This window comes from Brevundimonas sp. (assembly GCF_035627475.1).
Classification (GTDB): domain Bacteria; phylum Pseudomonadota; class Alphaproteobacteria; order Caulobacterales; family Caulobacteraceae; genus Brevundimonas.
The window spans coordinates 1-17,550 of record NZ_DASPLR010000015.1 but is presented as its reverse complement, the minus strand read 5'-3'; the positions used below and the strand labels follow the sequence as shown (position 1 = coordinate 17,550).

The following is a 17,550-nucleotide window of genomic DNA, read 5'->3' as shown; positions in this document are numbered from 1 at the left end:
CGAGGCTTGAGCGTCCGACCAACGGGAGGAGGAATGCCCATGACGAGCCGAATCGCATCGCTCGCGCGCCGGGCCCTGGTGGCAGGTGCGGCTCTCGCAACTCTCGGAACGGCCGCGTGCGCCGGCGCCGCGGCCGAGCCGTCTGCGCGCGTCTGGATGACCTCGGGCGACCGCAGCCGCTTGCTCTCGGAGCAGGCCCCGCTCCGCTTCCAGCCGTCGCCCGGCGCTGAGGGCGCGGCCGTCGCCGTCGACCCGGGCCGTCCGCTCCAGGAAATGGTCGGCTTCGGCGCCGCCATCACCGACGCCTCGGCCTGGCTGATCCAGACCCGCCTTGACGACGCCCGCCGCGACGCGCTGCTGCGCGAGCTGTTCGGCCGGCAGGACGGCGGTCTCGGCTTCAGCTTCACCCGCGTGACCATCGGCGCCTCGGACTTCTCGCTCGACCACTACAGCCTCGCCGACACCCCCGACCCGACCCTCGCGACCTTCTCGACGGCGCGAATGGAAGAGTACGTCTTCCCGACCGTGCGCGCGGCGGTCGCCATCAATCCCGACCTCAAGGTCATGGCCTCGCCGTGGAGCGCCCCGGGATGGATGAAGACGACCGGCTCGATGATCCAGGGCCAGCTGAAGAAGGAATTCTATCCGACCTATGCCGAATATCTCCGCCGCTATATCGACTCGGCGGCGGCGCACGGCGTGCCGACGGACTATCTCAGTATCCAGAACGAGCCCGATTTCGAGCCGGACAGCTACCCCGGCATGCGCTGGGGGCCGGAGGGCCGGGCCGAGTTCGTGGGCGGGCGCCTGGGGCCGCTGCTCCGCGACGCCGGCATCGAAACCCGGATCCTGGACTGGGATCACAACTGGGATCTGCCGCAGCAGCCCCTGACCGTACTGGCGGACGAGCAGGCCCGCGGCTTCATCGCCGGTGTGGCCTGGCACTGCTACGGCGGCGATGTCGCGGCCCAGAGCCAGGTCCGCGACGTCTGGCCCGACAAGGACGTCTTCTTCACCGAGTGCTCGGGGGGCGAATGGACTCCCGCCTTCGCGGACAGCTTCACCTGGACGATGAAGAACCTGATCATCGGCTCGACCGGACACTGGGCGCGCGGCGTGCTGATGTGGAATCTGGCCCTCGACGAGAACCACGGCCCCCATGCGGGCGGCTGCGGCGACTGCCGGGGCGTGGTCACCATCGACAGCCGCACCGGCGAGGTCACTCGGAACCAGGAATACTACGCCTTCGGCCACGCCAGCCGCTTCGTCCGTCCCGGCGCGCGGCGCGTGGCCTCGACCGTGACCGACGGACTGCAGGCGCTCGCCTTCGTCAATCCGGACGGCGAGCGGGTGCTGATCGTCCTCAACGAAGGCGCCGCCCCGGTCACGTTCGAAATTCGCGAGGGCGATCGGGGCGCCGCCGCGGAACTGCCGCCGCAGACCGCCGCCACCTACGTCTGGAAAGCCCTCGACTGACCGGTCCGCGCCCGGCCGGCGCCGCCGGTCGTTGCAAGGCGTGATCTGCGGCGCCGGGATTCGGATTGCGCCCCGCCGTCAATTCGATTACCGGTTGGAAGCGCTTCCAACACCATCCTCCAGGGATGGGGCGGCGAAAGAAAAAGGGACGTGCGGCTCAAGGGTCCACGCCGGGGAAACAACAGGGGGTACTCATGCGGAGCCAGTTCGCGGGCGTCAGGGGATTCGGCGCCGTCTCGCCGTCACAGCTTTGCCTGACCGTATCCGCCCTCGCCCTGGCGCTGGCGGCGCCGGGCGTCGCGGTCGCTCAGGATACCGCCAGCGACCAGGATGAGCCGGTCACCGAGGTCGAGGAGGTGGTCGTCACCGGCCTGCGTCGCGGCCTGGCGGACTCGATCAGCATCAAGCGCAACGAGACCTCGATCGTCGAGGCCGTCTCGGCCGAGGACATCGGCAAGCTGCCGGACGTCTCGATCGCCGAGTCGATCGCCCGCCTGCCGGGCCTCGCCGCCCAGCGCGTCAACGGCCGCGCCCAGGTGATCTCCATCCGCGGCCTCGCGCCCGACTTCACCACCACCCTGCTGAACGGCCGCCAGCAGGCCAGCTCCGGCGACAACCGTGCGGTCGAGTTCGACCAGTACCCCTCGGAACTGCTGTCCGGCGTGGTCATCTACAAGACGCCGGACGCCGAGATTTCCGGCATGGGCCTGTCGGGCACCGCCGACCTGCGGACCGTCCGCCCGCTCGAGTTCGGCAGCCGCGCCATCGCGCTGAACCTGCGCGGCGAAATGATCGAGGGCGACAGCCTGAACGACGACGTCCGCAACTATGGCGGCCGCTTCTCGGTCAGCTACATCGACCAGTTCGCGGACGACACCATCGGCGTCGCCCTGGGTTACGCCCACCTCGACTCGCCGTCGCAGAACCGGCACTACAAGGCCTATGGCTACGAGGCGTTCGGCTTCGCCGTCACTCCCGACAGCGCCGATAACGCCCTGATCCTGAACGGGCAGGAGCTGTTCGCCACCTCGCGCCTGAACCAGCGGGACGCGGTCATCGGTATCGTCGAATGGCGTCCGAACGACCGGCTGCACTCGACGCTGGACCTCTACTATTCGAAGTTCGACCAGGAAGAGACGACGCGCGGGGCGCAGTGGTTCTCAAACGGCTGGGCCGACAACGCCACCTTCACCAACGTCCAGACCGAGGATCGCGGGGGCTCGCTGTTCGCCACGAGCGGCACCCTGAACGGCGGCGTTCCCATCATCCGCAACGACTACAACACCCGCGAGGACGAGCTGTTTTCGGCCGGGCTGAACACCGAATACGAGATCGACGAGCGCACGCGCGTCGTGGCCGACCTGTCGTATTCTACCAACGAGCGGCGCGAGCAGATTCTCGAGACCTACGCCGGCTACGGCCGCGGCGTCGGCGGCGTGACGCCGGGCACCCCGGACGTCGGCCGCACGCTCGACACCATCACCTTCGAGGTCAACGACGACGGCTATCCGACCTATGGAGCCGGCCTGAACTACGCCGACGCCTCGCAGGTGTCGCTGGGCGACCGCGCGCCCTGGGGCGGCTGGGGCCACGACGGCGCCATCCGCTTCCCCGACGTCGAGGAGCGTATCTACGCCGCCGACCTGAGGTTCGAGCGCGACCTGGACGGCATCATCCACACCGTCAGCGCCGGGGTGAACCTGGCCAACCGCAACAAGACCAAGCGCGTCGACGACTTCGACCTGTTCCTCAAGAATGGACGCCAGCAGGTGCTGGTCGATTCCCAGTACCTGGTGGAGCCTACGTCGCTGGACTTCGGCGGCTTCGGCGATGTGCTGAGCATCGATCTGAGCCGGGCGCTGGACGTCTACTACGACCGCGCGCCGATCCTCGACGCCAACTATTTCGACAAGAACTGGGACATCGAGGAAGAGGTCATCACCTGGTTCGCGCGGGCGGCTTTCGAGAAGGGCCAGGTCCGCGGCAACGTGGGCGTCCAGATCGTCCAACAGTCGCAGGAATCGACCGGCGTAGTCATCAACGGCCTGGAGCCGGGCCAGCCGATCACGCCGATGACGATCACGGAGGGCGCGGATTACACCGACGTCCTGCCCAGCCTGAACATGATCTACGACCTGGGCGGCGGGCACCGCATCCGTTTCGCGGCCTCCAAGACCATGGCCCGTCCCCGTATGGACGAGATGCGCGCCAATGTGACGCCGGGCTTCAACGCCCTGGTCTGCAGCGGTCAGCCCTGCCTGCCGGGCACGACGGTCAATCCATGGTCGGCCTCGGGCGGCAACCCGCATCTCGAGCCGTGGCGGGCCACCGCCTTCGACCTGGCTTATGAATGGTACGTGGACCCCACGACCTATCTGTCGATTGCAGGCTTCTACAAGAACCTCGACACCTACATCTATCAGCAGACTACCGAGTTCGACTTCTCGGGCATCCCGCTGCCCAGCACCGCCTCCTCCATCCCGCCCGGCGTGACGATCAGCCCGATCGGCCAGATCACCCTCCCCGCCAACGGCAAGGGCGGCGTGGTCGAGGGCATCGAGATCAGCGGCGCCCTCAACTTCGGCACAGTATGGGAGCCGCTGGACGGCTTTGGCGTGCTGGGCAGCGTCTCCTTCACGGAGTCCGACCTCAACCCTACCGCCGGCGGGCCGCCCGTCCGCATCCCGGGGCTCTCGGGCATGGTCTACAACATGACCGCCTACTACGAGCGCGACGGCTTCCAGGCGCGCATCAGCAAGCGCTTCCGCGAGGCCTTCAAGGGCGAGGTGGTTCAGCTGTTCGCGACCCGCGGTCAGACCGAGATCCTCGACGACGAGCAGATCGACGCCCAGATCGGCTACACCTTCCAGGAAGGTCAGCTGGAGGGTCTTGGCCTGCTGTTCCAGGTCAACAACCTGACCAACTCGCCCTACCGCACGCGTCTCGGCCTCGACAGCGGCGGCACCACCACGGCGGACGGCGGCAGCTTGCCCGAGACCTACGAAGAGTACGGCCGGCAGTTCCTGTTCGGCATCAACTACCGGTTCTGACCACCGGCGCGGCCCAACGCGCCGGATTCGGAAACGCCGGGACCGGAGGCCTCCCCGTCCGGTCCCGGCGGCCTACCTTCCCTGTGAGTCGTCGAGTACACGAATGAAGCGCCCCGTCCTGAAGCTCTCGCTTTCGCTCCTTCTGCTGGCGGGCTGCGCGCCGACGGCGATCCTGCCGCCGGTGCAGGCTGAAGCTGCGGCCGCGCGTCCCGCCGCCGCCCTCGACCCCGCCATGGAAGCCCGCATCGCCCGGATCGTCGCGGGCATGACGCTGGAGCAGAAGGTCGGCCAGATCACCCAGCCGGACGTCCGCAACATCACTCCGGACGAGGTGCGTCAGTACTACATCGGCACGGTGCTGAACGGCGGCGGCGCCTGGCCGGACAACGACAAGCGTTCGACCGTGGCCGATTGGGCCGCCTGGGCCGACGCCTACGCCGACGCCGCAATGTCCACCGACATGCCGGTGAAGATTCCGCTGCTGTGGGGCACGGACGCCGTGCACGGCCACAACAACGTCTCCGGCGCCACCATCTTCCCGCACAACATCGGCCTCGGCGCCGCCAACGATCCGGCCCTGATCGAGCGGATCGGCCGGGCCACGGCGCGGCAGGTCCGCGCCACCGGCATCACCTGGGCCTTCGCCCCGACCCTGGCGGTCGGCGAGAACCGCCGTTGGGGCCGGACCTACGAAAGCTGGTCCAGCGATCCGGCCCTCGTCCGCCGCTATGGCGAGGCCATGGTGCGCGGCCTGCAGGGCGGCTTGACCGGCGACGGCGACGTGCTGGCCACGGCCAAACACTATCTGGGCGATGGCGGAACCTTCAACGGCGTCGACCAGGGCCAGACCCGCGCCACCCGCGAGGACCTGCTGACCCGCCACGGCGCCGGCTATATCGGCGCGCTGGACGCCGACGTGCAGACGGTGATGATCTCCTACAGCAGCTGGTACGACACCGGGGCGGGTCAGGATCACGGCAAGATGCACGGCAACCGCGACCTGATCGCGGGCCACTTGAAGGGCGACCTCGGTTTCGACGGCCTGGTGGTGTCCGACTGGAACGGCATCGAACAGGTCGCCGGCTGCGCCAAGGACCACTGCCCGCAAGCGGTCAACGCCGGCATCGACGTCTTCATGGTGCCCGAGGACTGGCGCGCCTTCATCGCCAACACCATCGCCGACGTCCGCGAGGGCCGCATCCCCGAAGCCCGCATCGACGACGCCGTGACCCGCATCCTGCGCGTCAAGATGCGCTCCGGCCTGTTCGAGCGCCCGGCCGACGCCAGTCCCCTCACCGGCCGCGCCGAGGCGCTGAACGCCGCCGCGCTCGCCCGCGAGGCCGTGCGCAAGTCAGTGGTCCTGCTCAAGAACGACAACGCCGCCCTGCCGCTGCGGGCGGGCCGGAAAATCCTCGTCGTCGGGGCCAGCGCCGACAGCCTGTCGAACCAGACCGGCGGCTGGTCGCTGACCTGGCAGGGGACCGAGAACGTCAACGCCGACTTCGCCACCGGCCAGACCCTGCTGGCCGCCCTGCGCGAGACTCTCGGGGCCGACAACGTGACATATTCCGTCGATGGCGCCGGCGTGGACGTATCGCAGTTCGACGCCGTGGTGGCCGTGCTGGGCGAGACCCCCTACGCCGAATACAACGGCGATGTCCGCTATCCCGCGCCGGTCCAGCACAGCCTGCAGCACCCCGCCGATCTGGCCGCCCTCCAGGCCGTGTCGGGCAAGGGTGTGCCGGTGATCACCGTGCTCTATTCGGGCCGCCCGGCCTATGCGAACGACCTGATCAATCTGTCGGACGCCTTTGTGGCCGCCTTCCTGCCCGGCACCGAGGGCGGCGGACTGGCGGACGTCCTGGTCGGCGGCGCAAACGACTTCACCGGCCGGCTCTCCTTCGCCTGGCCCGGCTCGGCGTGCAGCACCGGCGAGGGCGCGGGCCAGGTGGTTCAGTTCGCCCGCGGTTACGGGCTCAGCTACGGCCGCGCCGCCCCGGTCGGCCGCCTGCCCTTGCCGTCGACGCCGGCGACCTGCGAGAACTAGATTCACAGGAGCTCACGGGACGGAATGAGGCAGCTCAAGAAGATCCTGATCGTCGGCGGCGGCACGGCCGGCTGGATGACGGCGGCCCTGCTCTCCAGGCTCTTCAAGGGCCTGTACGACATCACCCTGATCGAGTCGGAGGCCATCGGCATCGTCGGGGTCGGCGAAGCCACCATCCCGGCGATCAAGAAATACAACGAGCTGCTCGGTCTCGACGAGAACGAGTTCATGAAACGGACCCAGGGCAGCTACAAGCTGGGGGTCCAGTTCGTCGACTGGTGGAAGCAGGGGCACAGCTACATCCACGGCTTCGGCCTGATCGGCCGCGACATGGAATGGCTGCGCTGCCACCAGTACTGGCTGAAGATGAACAGCCTGGGCCGCGCCTCCGACTTCGCCAATTTCTCGATCAACACGGCCGCGGCGCTCGAGAACAAATTCATGCGCGCCGATCCGAAGATGGTCGACTCGCCCATCGGCCAGATCGCCCACGCCTTCCAGTTCGACGCCGGCCTCTACGGCCGCTACCTGCGCGGTCTGGCCGAGGCCACGGGCGTGAAGCGGCGCGAGGGCAAGGTCGCCGACGTGACGCTGCGGGGCGACGACGGTTTCGTCCAGTCCGTGACCATGGACGACGGCGAGGTCATCGAGGCCGACCTGTTCGTGGACTGCTCGGGCTTCCGCGGCCTGATCATCGAACAGGCGATGAAGACCGGCTACGAGGACTGGAGCCGCTGGCTGATCTGCGACCGGGCCATGGCCGTGCCCTGCACGCGAACCGAGCCGTTCACCCCCTACACCCGCGCCACCGCCCGCTCGTCGGGCTGGCAGTGGCGCATCCCGCTGCAGCACCGCACCGGCAACGGCCACGTCTACTCCAGCGCCCACATCGACGACGACGAGGCGGAACGGGTCCTGCTCGCCAATCTGGACGGCGAACAACTGGCCGAGCCGAACCGGCTCCGCTTCCTCCCCGGCAAGCGCAAACAGGCGTGGAACAGGAACTGCGTCGCCATCGGCCTTGCCGGCGGCTTCCTCGAGCCGATCGAGTCGACCAGCATCCACCTCATCCAGTCGGCCATCATCCGCATGGTGCGCCTGCTGCCGGACGCCGGCTTCGACCCCGCCGGGATCGCCGAGTTCAACCGTCAGACCGATTTCGAGTACGAGCGGATCCGCGACTTCATCATCCTGCACTACAAGGCCACCGCGCGGGACGACTCGCCGTTCTGGCGCTACTGCCGCGACATGGAGGTGCCCGACACCCTCCAGCGCAAGATGGACCTCTTCGCCGCCAACGGCCGCGTCTTTCGCGAGGACGAGGAGCTGTTCGCCGAGGAGAGCTGGATCCAGGTCTTCCTCGGCCAGGGCGTCATCCCGCGCGGCTACGATCCCCTCGTCGACATCAAGAGCGACGCCGAGGTGGTGGCCTTCCTCGACAACGTCGAGGGAGTGATCCGCAAATGCGTCGCCGTCATGCCGGATCACGCCGACTATGTCGCGCGGACCTGCCCCGCCGACCCTGTTCCGGCCGCCTGACGCTCCCGGCCCATCGTCCGCGCCAATCCGCACCCGGGCCGAACGCTTCAGCCCCGGGGGGCTGACGGCTGGCGTCGGAACAGGCCGAAGCGCCCCGGTCCCGAGCGCGCGCCGGACACGGCCCGCCCGATGCGCCGGATGATGTCGCGCCCCTTGCCTATGCGCCCGGCGAACAGGACGAATCCGTGGATCGTCCCCCTGATCCGCCACTCCCGGGCGTCCACGCCGGCGCGCTTCAGCGCCTTCGCATAGGCGGCGCCCTCGTCGCACAGCGGGTCGAGGCTGGCGGTTATCACCACGGTGCGCGGCTGGCGCGACAGCACCGCGGCCGACGCCAGAAGCGGCGAGGCCGGCGCGCTCTCGCGGTCGTCGCCGGGCGAGAAATACTCGCTCTCGGCGCGCAGGATGTCGAACTCGCGCAGGAAATACGCGCCGTCGCCCAGCGCCCTGCGCGAAGGGAAGTCGGCGCGGGCGCTGGCGCTCATCACCGGATAGACGAGAATCTGCAGCGCCACCGGGATCGAGGTCTGCTGACAGGTCGCCGCCGCCAGATGGCCGCCGGCGCTGTCGCCGGTCACCACGATGCGCGCCGGGTCGCCCCCCAGCGCCCGGGCGTTGGCCGCGGCCCAGGCGAGGGCCGCCAGACAGTCGTCCAGGGCTACGGGATGTTTGTGCTCTGGCGCCCGGCGGTAGTCGACGTCCACCACCACGCAGTCGCCGGCCGCGCAATAGGCCCGGCAGACGCGCGCATAACCGTCGGGATCGCCCAGCACCCATCCCCCGCCGTGGATGTGCACCACAAGCGGCCGCAGCCGTTCCCCCTCGCCTTCCGGCGGCCAGTAGATCCGCACCGGCACGGGTCCGTGGGGGCCCGGCGCGAAGCGATCCTCGATCCGCCCAACCGGGGCCGGGGCCGGGCCGTACAGGTCAGCGGCGATGTTCAGGCCCTGGCGCCGCTCGTCGACCGTCGGCTCGGCCGGGGCGCCGGCGAAGTCCCTGGCCATGGCCGCCAGCAGCGCCGCCGTATCCGGCTCGACCCACGGCCCTCGCGCCCGGCTCATCTCAGAAATTGAATCCGGCGGTCAGGCGCACCGTCCGCGGCGCGCCGAAATAGGCCAGCTGGTAGCCGAGCGAGTCCGACAGGTCGAAGCCCTGTTCGATATGCCGCTCGTCCGTCAGGTTCTGGCCGCCCAGCTGGACGAACAGATGGTCGTCTCGGTCGCTCCAGCGCACGAAGGCGTCGACCAGGGTGTAGCCGTCCTGGGCCAGGACCTCGCTCGACGAGACCGTCGGATAGACCTTGGACCGGTACGAGGCGTCGGCGCCCAGGGTCAGCGAGCCGTTGACGCCCAGGTCCGCGACATAGACGCCGCCCAGCCGCGCCGACCACTCCGGCGCATTGACCAGATGGCGCTGGTCGCTGATGTCGACGCCGCCCGGCCCGATGTATTCGTCGTAGCGGGCGTCCAGATAGCCCACGGTGGCGTTCAGCGTCAGTTCCGCGACCGGCCGCGCTGTCAACTCCAGTTCGGCCCCCCGGATGGTGGCCGCGCCGGCGTTGGTGAACAGGGCGATGAACCCCCCGCCGCCATCGGCCGAGAAGCTGGACAGCTGCAGGTCGGTGTAGTCGTTCCAGAAGACGGCCATATTGGCGGTCAGGCGCCGGTCCATCAGCGTCGACTTCACCCCTGCCTCATAGGCCCACAGGGTCTCGGGGTCGTAGGGCGCGGCGCCGGAGGCGTCGTTGGCGCGGCCGTCGAAACCGCCCGACTTGAAGCCCCGGCTGACGCTGACATAGGCCATGACGTCGTCCGAGACCGCATAGTCCAGCCCCAGCTTCGGCGACCAGGAATCCCAGCTTTCCGAGGTGTCGATGTCGGTCACCAGCAGGCCGGGATCGTCGCGCGCCGGCGGCTCGGTCAGGGGCCCGTAGAAGGTCTGGGTCCGGCGGAAGTCCTTGTCCTCATAGGTGTAGCGCAGGCCCGCCGTCAGGCTGAGCCGCTCGCTGAGGTCATAGGTCGCCTGACCATAGGCCGCCCAGGACCGGTTGTGCTGGTCGTTGATCGAGCCGGTGACGAGGCTGATGACCGGGCCCAGCAGGCCCGAATAGGTCAGGTCGCTCTCGTCGAAATAAAAGACGCCGGCGACGGCGTTCAGGCGCTCGCCGGCGTAAGTCAGCTGGAACTCCTGACTGAACTGGTGCTGGTCCTCGTCCACATAGACGCCGAACACGGCCAGGGGCGTCGCGTCGAGGTCCAGATGGCTGGCGTAGTCCATGGACCGCCAGGCCGTGACCGACTTGAACGACCACAGGTCCGACAGGGCCCAGTCGGCGGTCAGGGCGGCGCCGAACGTATCGAGCGTGTTCAGGTCGTTGAAATCGGCGTCGACCTCGAAGGGATCGGCCATAGTGTCGGGATAGAGGCCCAGCACCGGCGTCGCCCGCGCCGGGGTCCGCGAGGTGTCGGGACGATCCCGCGAGGCGTCGACGTTCAACCGGACCGACAGCGCGTCGGTGGGGCGATATTCGAGCGAGACCCGGCCGGCGACCTGATCCTTGTCGCCGTCGTCCATGCCGTCGAAGGCGTTGTCCGAATAGCCGTCGCGCCGCGACAGCGACACGGCCGCCTTGCCCAGCAGCGTGGCGTCGCCGTTCAGGGCGCCGCCGACGCTGATCCGCGACTCGACCAGCCCGTAGTCGCCGACCGACGCCTCGGCCCGGCCACCCCACTCGGCGCTGAGCGGGGTCGAGACGAATTTCACCGCCCCGCCGATGGTGTTGCGGCCGTAGAGCGTGCCCTGCGGGCCGCGCAGCACCTCGATCCGGTCGACGTCATAGACTGACAGGAAGGCGCCCTGGGCGCGGCCCAGATAGACGTCATCCACATAGACCCCGACGCCCGGATCGGCGAAGGCCAGGCTGTCCACCTGCCCGACGCCCCTCAGATAGACCACGGCGTTGGCGGCGTCGCCTTCGTGCAGGGTCAGGTTGGGGACCGCGCCCTGCAGGTCGCCGATGTCCGTCGCCTGCAGGTTCTCCAGCGCCTCCGACGAGAGGGCGGTGACCGCCACCGGCACGTCCTGCAGCCGCTCCTCGCGCCGGCGGGCGGTGACCACCACCTCTTCCACGGTCGAAACCTGTTCAGCGGCCTGGGGCTGCTCCTGCGCCACGGCCGGCACGGCGGTCAGCACGGCGGCGGAGACGCCTGCGAGCATGAGGGCGCGGCGCGCGCCGCCAGCGGTGTGGATCTTCATGATGTCCTCCCCCGGTCGCCGCTGACGGGCGATCTCGATTGGGGCATGGCATCACGGCGCCGCCTGGCCGACTAGCGAAGAGTTGCGCGCGAAACTGTCCGCAAAAGCTGCGCCCAATCGCGCTTCAGTCGAGCGCCGTCCGGATGATCTCGCGCGTGCGCCGCAGGTGGCCGACCATCAGGGCCTCCAGCTTGGGCGTCGGCCGGACCAGGGCCGTGCGGCCGTCGTCGCCGGTCCGCTCCTTGACCAGGAAGCCGTCGTCCACGGCGCGCTTGATGCGCTCCTCGCGGGTGCGGTTTGAGCCGCTCTTCATCTGCTGGCAGGCCTGGCTCATGGTCATCGGCCGGCCGTTCCAGTTGGCGATCATGCAGCCCACCAGCAGGTACCAGAACTCCTGGGTGAAATAGCCGGGCCGCTTCTCGAAGGTCTCGTCCCAGTCGCGGGCATAGGCCTCGAGCGCCTGCGCCCAGACGATGAGTTCATCAGTGTCGCGCGACTCCATGGCCCATAGTCCAGAAACGGCTGACAAATTCCAGTCCCGCCTCCGGGCGGGGCGACGATGACCGCCACGACAGCCTGGGCGGCGCCTTCACCAAGGCGGCCGTGGGATCATGAGCTCCGCGGTCAGGAAGCGCCTGTCGCCGCAGGCGTCGAGCGTCGGGTTCCGGCCGACACCCGGATGTCCGCTCCCGGCGCCCGGCCGGCGTTCATGGCGTTCCTCGTGGGGCGGCGCGTTCAAGCAGGTCGAAGAGGTCGTCCACGAGGTCCTCGGGATCTGCGCGCCCCTTGCCTTCCCGCGACAGGTGGCCGCCCAGCGCCAGGTCGGCCGCGCCATGGCCCAGCGCCAACAGCATCGCCGACACGCGCTCCGGGTCTCCGGGAGGCAGGGCGCCCCCAGCCTGCGCAGCGGCGACCGCCTCCACGAACCGCTTCCGGGCGGCGTGGGCCGCCTCGCCCAGGTCTTTGTCGTGCCGGGTCCAGCTGCCGAAGGTGAGTTTGAACCGCGCCGGGTGCCGTACGGCCCAGCGCACATTGTCCCTCAGCATGCGCTTCAAAATGGCGAGCGGCTCGCCTCTCTCGGGCCGCGGCGCGTCTGCCCGGCGCCGCAGCTCGGCCGTCGCGACCGCGGCGAGGAGCGCCTCCTTGTCGGCGAAATGCTTGTAGGGAGCGTTATGCGAGAGGCCGACCCGCTGAGCCACGCCCCGCAACGTCACCGCTTCGGGACCAGCCTCGTCCAGCAGGTCGCCCGCTGCCGCCACGATTGCATCCCGCGTGCTCAAGCCAATGCCTCCACTTGGTTGACAGCGTCAACCACCCATCTTAGGTTGACAATGTCAACCGGAGCCTTGGACATGTCTTACCAGAATCCGCCGCCGCTGGCTTGGGCCGGTGCGCGGTTGAAGGATCGCGTCGTCTTCGTCACCGGCGCCGCGAGTGGCATCGGCGCCGCCGCGGTTCGCCGCTTCGCCGCCGAAGGCGCCTCGGTCGTGGCCGCCTCGCGGCGCGCGGACCGGATCGAGGCCTTGGCCGCCGAACTGCGCGGCGAGGGGCTGCCCGTCGCCGCTGTCACCTGCGACGTACGGGACGAGGCCTCGGTTCAGGCCGCCATCGCCTTCACCATGGCCAGGTTCGGTCGGCTGGACGGGGCGTTCAACAATGCCGGCGTGGGAGGTGTCCGGGCGCCGTTCACCGAGCTCCCGGCCGACAGCCTGGACGCAGTGATGGCCACCAACCTGAGGGGCCCGTTCCTCTGCATGAAGCACCAGATCCCCGCGATGCTGGCCTCGGGTGGCGGTTCGATCGTCAACACCTCGTCGATCGGCGGAATGGTCGGCGCCGCCTCCAACGGAATCTATGCTGCGTCGAAATGGGCCCTGACCGGTCTCACCCGATGCGTCGCACTGGAGTACGCGCGCCAGAACATCCGCGTGAATTGCATCGCGCCGGGCGCCACCCGCTCGGAAATGTTCGACCGCTGGATCCCTACGGACGAGGGACGCGCGGCCATGGCCGACGCCTTTCCGATGAACTACATCGCGCATCCCGACGACATGGCCCGCGCCGCGCTCTATCTGCTGTCGGACGAGGCGCGCTGGACGACGGGCGCCGTGCTGCCCTGCGAGGGCGGCGCACACGCCGACTGAGTCGATCCGGTCCTGTTCTCGATGACCGCTCGCGGCGCCTGGCTGACCTCCAGGGATCAATCAGATTCCCAGGCAGAGTTTCAGGTCGGACACCGTCTCCACGAGCGCGGTCGGCGAGTGTTCGGCCAGCACCTCGCGGGTCCCATAGCCCCAGGTGACGGCCGCCGAAGCAAATCCCGACCACCGCGCAGCCTCGATGTCGCGCGTCTCGTCGCCGACATAGACTGACTCTCGGGGTGGGACGCCTGAACGCCGCGCCAGCTTACGGAGCCGCGCGGCCTTGCCGAAGAGGGCAACTCCGCAGTCGAGATGATCAATCCAACCAAGCACTTCGTCTCCCAGTACGGTCCTGACCGTGGCCTCGCCGTTTGAGCTGACGATGGCCGTGGCGACGCCGGCCGTCCTGACGCTCCGGAGGAGCTCTCTGACGCCGGGAAAGACAGTGATTTCCCCCGCGGAGCCCTCACTCATCTGGCGCAGACGGCGCGCTATGGCGGGGATCTTCCAGGCCGGTACGCCAAGCGACCGAACGACCTCCCGCGTTGGCGAGCCCCGTAGGGTCTGGAGCTCGCCGGTCTTCTTCGGGGTCAGGCCGAACTCATCGATGATCGAGGGGAGCATTCGGAGCATCCAGTCGGCGCTGTCGGCGAGCACGCCGTCGAAGTCGAACACGACCAGCCGATATGTCGGTGTGACAGCCGCCTCCGCGGCGATCTCCTGACAGGCCTGGCGATCGGTTTCGGCGAAGGCGCGAGACACGGCGGAGCCCGTGAAGCCGGGAATATCGGTGACGATCGGCTTTACGCCCTGTCGGCGACGGGTTTCGGGTCGGTTCGACATGAGGTCTGGACGTCTGAAATCGCAGGGTGAGTCGACCGGGCGACAGCAACCGCCGCCTCCCGGTCGATCGGTTCAGCAAGCGGCGCCGTCGGCGCAGGCGCAGGCGTCGCCGCAATTGCAGTTCGAACCGCAGGCGCAGGTCTCGCCGCCCTTGCAGGATTGAGAGGTGGAGGCCTCCGCGGCGGCTTCGGTCAGGGCGGGGGGCTGGTCGGACATGTGAAACTCCTGGTTTCGGTTGGTGATGTCCGCTGTCTAGGCCCGCCCGGCAGTGGCGACTTGAACGTAGGGGCTACATCAGGCGAAGGGCTGCAGGCTGCAGGCCGAACATGCGTTTGAAGGTCCGGCTGAAGCGGGCGGGCGGCGTTGATGACCCGGAGAATCTCACCCTCGCTTGTGGGCCCTGCAACTCCGGTCGTAGCGATCTTGCTGGAAGACGATGCGCGCCCCCGTGACTGACAATCTGGCGCAAATACTCCCCTTCCCCCTCACCCTTCCCCCGCCAGCCTCCCCAGCACCTCCGCCGATACCCCCCTCAGCACGTCCTCCGGGTTGCGCCAGATCGCGCTGTTGGCGCCGTGTTCGAACACCTCGACCGAGGCGATCCAGCAGCGGCCGCCGGTGCGCTCGCGCACGCCCGGCTCCATCTGCTCGCCCACCCAGGCGGCGATGCGCTCGCAGCTCACCCCCGGCAGGATGCGCACGTCGGCGAGGCCGCGGTCGCGCAGGCGCAGGAACTCGGGCCCCTCCGGATCGTCGGCCGCGACCAGCAGGGTGTGATCGAAGGTCCGGTGCAGCCAGTCGCGGATCGGGCCGAAGCCGTCCTTGCCGAAGTCGATCACCCAGCCGCGCGCGTCCAGCTGTTCGGCCGCGAAGGTGAAGCGGAAGCCCAGCGAGTAGCCATGCAGCAGGGCGCAGTGCGACGACGCCGCCCACTGGCGCAGGGCGCAGGACAGCCCTCGCTCGGCCCCGTAGGTCTTGGTTGACAGGAAGGCCATGGGCCGCGTCTCCGGAGCCGCCGGCCGCGACGCCGGCCCCCCTCGATACCGGCGCCCGAGCACAACCGCCTTGCCGCAGCGCAATGACCCCTACACCTCCTCTTCCCAGTCCTCCCCCCGGGTCCGCCGCCATTCACACCCCCTCTGGTGCTGCCTTTGCATCCCCCCGTCCGGGCTCTCCGACGGGCGCGGCGGCCACAGCTCGCCAGCCTCGTCCCAGTAGCGATCCGCCCAGCCGCCGCTGACTCCGCGGGCGAAGTCCTGCGCCGCCTGTTCGGGGCCCAGCACCCGGGCGCGCCAGCGCAGGGCCGAGGCGGCCCAGCGGTCGCCGACGTCGTAGCCGGTGTCGCTCAGCAGGGCCTCCGCCATCTCCCGGGCGCGCGGCCCCAGGTAGTCCTCCAACCGCCGGGTCTCGGCCTCGCGCCACGCCTTCATCGCCTCGGGCGAGGGGGCGGGCCGGGGCATGGGCGGGGCGGCCCGGACGGCGCGAGCGAGGGCTTCGGCGCTCCGGGTCAGGGCCGCCGCCTCTGCGACGCGCCCGTCGTGGATCATCCGGCCTATGCGGGCCAGCAAGGCAGTCAGCGCCTCGGCCGGGTGTTCGCTGCGCTTCACCGCCTCGGCGTGCTGCGTCCGCGTCCAGCCCTTGCGGGCGGCGCGCTTGCGGATGCCGTTCTCGGTCAGGTCGAGCCGGGCGGCGATTGAGCGGGCGCTCTCGCCGGCCAGATAGGCCTCCTGCGCCAGGGTCCAGGTCGGCTGGCCGGGAAATCGGCGGATGCGCGGCGGCTTGCTCATGCAGGGAAGCTTGCCGCGCCGCTACGTCAAAACCGGACGTGGGGATCGAGCATGCATCTTGAAGTCGGAGTCCTGTCCCTCTTCCGTCCCCGTCTGTCCCGCCCCTGTCCCCGCGACAGGGACAAAACCGGCAGGGACAAACCGGGCCAACCCGAACGCGAAAAGGGCCCGGCGTTTCCACCGGGCCCCCTTGTTGCTTGCTGCCTGTCGCCTGACCTCAGCTGTCCAGGAAGCTCCGCAGCTTCCGCGACCGCGACGGATGCTTCAGCTTCCTCAGCGCCTTGGCCTCGATCTGGCGGATGCGTTCGCGGGTCACCGAGAACTGCTGGCCGACCTCTTCCAGGGTGTGATCGGTGTTCATGCCGATGCCGAAGCGCATGCGCAGCACCCGCTCCTCGCGCGGCGTCAGCGAGGCCAGCACCCGGGTGGTGGTCTCGCGCAGGTTCGACTGGATGGCCGCGTCGATCGGCAGGACGGCGTTCTTGTCCTCGATGAAGTCGCCCAGGTGGCTGTCTTCCTCGTCCCCGATCGGGGTCTCGAGGCTGATCGGCTCCTTGGCGATCTTCAGAACCTTGCGGACCTTCTCCAGCGGCATGGCCAGCTTTTCGGCCAGCTCCTCCGGGGTCGGCTCGCGGCCGATCTCGTGCAGCATCTGGCGGCTGGTGCGGACGATCTTGTTGATCGTCTCGATCATGTGCACCGGGATGCGGATGGTGCGGGCCTGGTCGGCGATCGAGCGGGTGATCGCCTGCCGGATCCACCATGTGGCGTACGTGCTGAACTTATAGCCACGGCGGTACTCGAACTTGTCGACCGCCTTCATGAGGCCGATGTTGCCCTCCTGGATCAGGTCCAGGAACTGCAGGCCGCGGTTGGTGTACTTCTTGGCGATGGAGATCACGAGGCGCAGGTTCGCCTCCACCATCTCCTTCTTGGCCTGACGGGCCTCCTTCTCGCACTTCTGCACCAGATGGACGATCCGGCGGTATTCGCCGGGCTCCAGGCCGGTCTCGCTGGCGAGGTTCTGGATCGACTGCCGGATCTCCCGGATGTCCTCCTTCTCGCGGGCGACGAAGTCCTTCCAGCCCTTGGAGGCGAGCGAGGCCACGCGGCGGATCCAGTTCGGATCGAGCTCGGAGCCCTGGTACTGCCGCAGGAAGTCCTCGCGCGAGACGCCGTAGGACTCGGCGAGGCGCAGCAGCTTGCCTTCCAGGCTCATCAGCTTCTTGTTGATGTCGTAGAGCTGCTCGACCAGGCTCTCGATGCGGGCGGAGTTGAGCGAGAGGGACTTCACGTCCTCCTGGATCTCCTCCTCCAGCTTCTTGTAGCGGCGCTCCTGCGAGGGCGAGAGCGTGGTGTTCTTGAGCCGGTTCTCGACGTGCTGCTCCTGCAGGCGGCGCAGCTTCTTGAAG

At 69.0% G+C, this 17,550-nt stretch carries 14 protein-coding genes; 5 read left to right on the top strand and 9 right to left on the bottom strand.

Features of this window, described 5'->3' with window-relative positions:
- Positions 1-39: 39 nt before the first annotated feature.
- The 4 genes from VEA62_RS03730 (at position 40) to VEA62_RS03715 (ending at position 8,112) form a co-directional block, all read left to right on the top strand.
- Complete coding sequence (locus VEA62_RS03730) at positions 40-1,476, top strand: glycoside hydrolase family 30 protein (protein ID WP_324818589.1); 1,437 nt, start codon at positions 40-42, stop codon at positions 1,474-1,476.
- A 194-nt stretch (positions 1,477-1,670) separates the two neighbouring features.
- Positions 1,671-4,526 (top strand): TonB-dependent receptor, encoded by a 2,856-nt coding sequence (locus VEA62_RS03725; protein WP_324818586.1) that lies wholly within the window; start codon positions 1,671-1,673, stop codon positions 4,524-4,526.
- Positions 4,527-4,629: 103 nt separating this feature from the next.
- Entirely contained in the window at positions 4,630-6,573 is a 1,944-nt protein-coding gene (locus tag VEA62_RS03720; protein ID WP_324818583.1) for a glycoside hydrolase family 3 protein, read from the top strand.
- 24 nt (positions 6,574-6,597) lie between these two features.
- Positions 6,598-8,112 (top strand): tryptophan halogenase family protein, encoded by a 1,515-nt coding sequence (locus VEA62_RS03715; protein ID WP_324818581.1) that lies wholly within the window; start codon positions 6,598-6,600, stop codon positions 8,110-8,112.
- A 47-nt stretch (positions 8,113-8,159) separates the two neighbouring features.
- On the opposite strand, the gene VEA62_RS03710 is transcribed toward VEA62_RS03715, so the two are convergent.
- From VEA62_RS03710 to VEA62_RS03695, 4 genes are all read right to left on the bottom strand, one after another.
- Positions 8,160-9,173, bottom strand: coding sequence for an alpha/beta hydrolase (locus tag VEA62_RS03710; RefSeq protein ID WP_324818578.1), 1,014 nt, complete (start codon positions 9,171-9,173; stop codon positions 8,160-8,162).
- Position 9,174: 1 nt separating this feature from the next.
- A complete protein-coding gene (locus VEA62_RS03705) occupies positions 9,175-11,367 on the bottom strand; it encodes a TonB-dependent receptor (protein WP_324818576.1) in 2,193 nt (730 codons plus the stop codon).
- Between the two features lie 124 nt (positions 11,368-11,491).
- Entirely contained in the window at positions 11,492-11,869 is a 378-nt protein-coding gene (locus tag VEA62_RS03700) for a MarR family winged helix-turn-helix transcriptional regulator (RefSeq protein ID WP_324818573.1), read from the bottom strand.
- A gap of 205 nt (positions 11,870-12,074) precedes the next feature.
- Positions 12,075-12,647, bottom strand: a complete 573-nt coding sequence (locus tag VEA62_RS03695; RefSeq protein WP_324818570.1) for a TetR/AcrR family transcriptional regulator — start codon at positions 12,645-12,647, stop codon at positions 12,075-12,077.
- A gap of 72 nt (positions 12,648-12,719) precedes the next feature.
- Between VEA62_RS03695 and VEA62_RS03690 the strand changes: the two genes are divergently transcribed.
- On the top strand, positions 12,720-13,511 hold the full coding sequence (locus VEA62_RS03690; RefSeq protein WP_324818568.1) for a glucose 1-dehydrogenase: 792 nt from the start codon (positions 12,720-12,722) through the stop codon (positions 13,509-13,511).
- 60 nt (positions 13,512-13,571) lie between these two features.
- Here VEA62_RS03690 and VEA62_RS03685 read toward each other — a convergent pair whose 3' ends face one another.
- From VEA62_RS03685 to rpoD, 5 genes are all read right to left on the bottom strand, one after another.
- Positions 13,572-14,351 (bottom strand): HAD hydrolase-like protein, encoded by a 780-nt coding sequence (locus VEA62_RS03685; RefSeq protein ID WP_324818564.1) that lies wholly within the window; start codon positions 14,349-14,351, stop codon positions 13,572-13,574.
- Between the two features lie 72 nt (positions 14,352-14,423).
- Positions 14,424-14,567 carry a hypothetical protein gene (locus tag VEA62_RS03680; protein WP_324818563.1) on the bottom strand — a complete coding sequence of 48 codons (144 nt, stop codon included), beginning with the start codon at positions 14,565-14,567 and terminating at the stop codon, positions 14,424-14,426.
- Positions 14,568-14,836: 269 nt separating this feature from the next.
- Positions 14,837-15,346 carry a 6-pyruvoyl trahydropterin synthase family protein gene (locus VEA62_RS03675; RefSeq protein ID WP_324818560.1) on the bottom strand — a complete coding sequence of 170 codons (510 nt, stop codon included), beginning with the start codon at positions 15,344-15,346 and terminating at the stop codon, positions 14,837-14,839.
- A 90-nt stretch (positions 15,347-15,436) separates the two neighbouring features.
- Positions 15,437-16,138: a hypothetical protein gene (locus VEA62_RS03670; RefSeq protein ID WP_324818557.1), complete on the bottom strand. Its 702-nt coding sequence runs from the start codon at positions 16,136-16,138 to the stop codon at positions 15,437-15,439.
- A 217-nt stretch (positions 16,139-16,355) separates the two neighbouring features.
- The coding region (rpoD, locus tag VEA62_RS03665) for an RNA polymerase sigma factor RpoD (RefSeq protein ID WP_324818553.1) at positions 16,356-17,550 on the bottom strand (1,195 nt) is incomplete at its 5' end.

What these genes read in the sequence shown, in the direction of transcription:
- VEA62_RS03730 (WP_324818589.1), top strand. Translation starts at nt 40, where the DNA reads ATGACGAGCCGAATCGCATCGCTCGCGCGCCGGGCCCTGGTGGCAGGT.
- VEA62_RS03725 (WP_324818586.1), top strand. Translation starts at nt 1,671, where the DNA reads ATGCGGAGCCAGTTCGCGGGCGTCAGGGGATTCGGCGCCGTCTCGCCG.
- VEA62_RS03720 (WP_324818583.1), top strand. Translation starts at nt 4,630, where the DNA reads ATGAAGCGCCCCGTCCTGAAGCTCTCGCTTTCGCTCCTTCTGCTGGCG.
- VEA62_RS03715 (WP_324818581.1), top strand. Translation starts at nt 6,598, where the DNA reads ATGAGGCAGCTCAAGAAGATCCTGATCGTCGGCGGCGGCACGGCCGGC.
- VEA62_RS03710 (WP_324818578.1), bottom strand. Translation starts at nt 9,173, where the DNA reads ATGAGCCGGGCGCGAGGGCCGTGGGTCGAGCCGGATACGGCGGCGCTG.
- VEA62_RS03705 (WP_324818576.1), bottom strand. Translation starts at nt 11,367, where the DNA reads ATGAAGATCCACACCGCTGGCGGCGCGCGCCGCGCCCTCATGCTCGCA.
- VEA62_RS03700 (WP_324818573.1), bottom strand. Translation starts at nt 11,869, where the DNA reads ATGGAGTCGCGCGACACTGATGAACTCATCGTCTGGGCGCAGGCGCTC.
- VEA62_RS03690 (WP_324818568.1), top strand. Translation starts at nt 12,720, where the DNA reads ATGTCTTACCAGAATCCGCCGCCGCTGGCTTGGGCCGGTGCGCGGTTG.
- VEA62_RS03685 (WP_324818564.1), bottom strand. Translation starts at nt 14,351, where the DNA reads ATGTCGAACCGACCCGAAACCCGTCGCCGACAGGGCGTAAAGCCGATC.
- VEA62_RS03680 (WP_324818563.1), bottom strand. Translation starts at nt 14,567, where the DNA reads ATGTCCGACCAGCCCCCCGCCCTGACCGAAGCCGCCGCGGAGGCCTCC.
- VEA62_RS03675 (WP_324818560.1), bottom strand. Translation starts at nt 15,346, where the DNA reads ATGGCCTTCCTGTCAACCAAGACCTACGGGGCCGAGCGAGGGCTGTCC.
- VEA62_RS03670 (WP_324818557.1), bottom strand. Translation starts at nt 16,138, where the DNA reads ATGAGCAAGCCGCCGCGCATCCGCCGATTTCCCGGCCAGCCGACCTGG.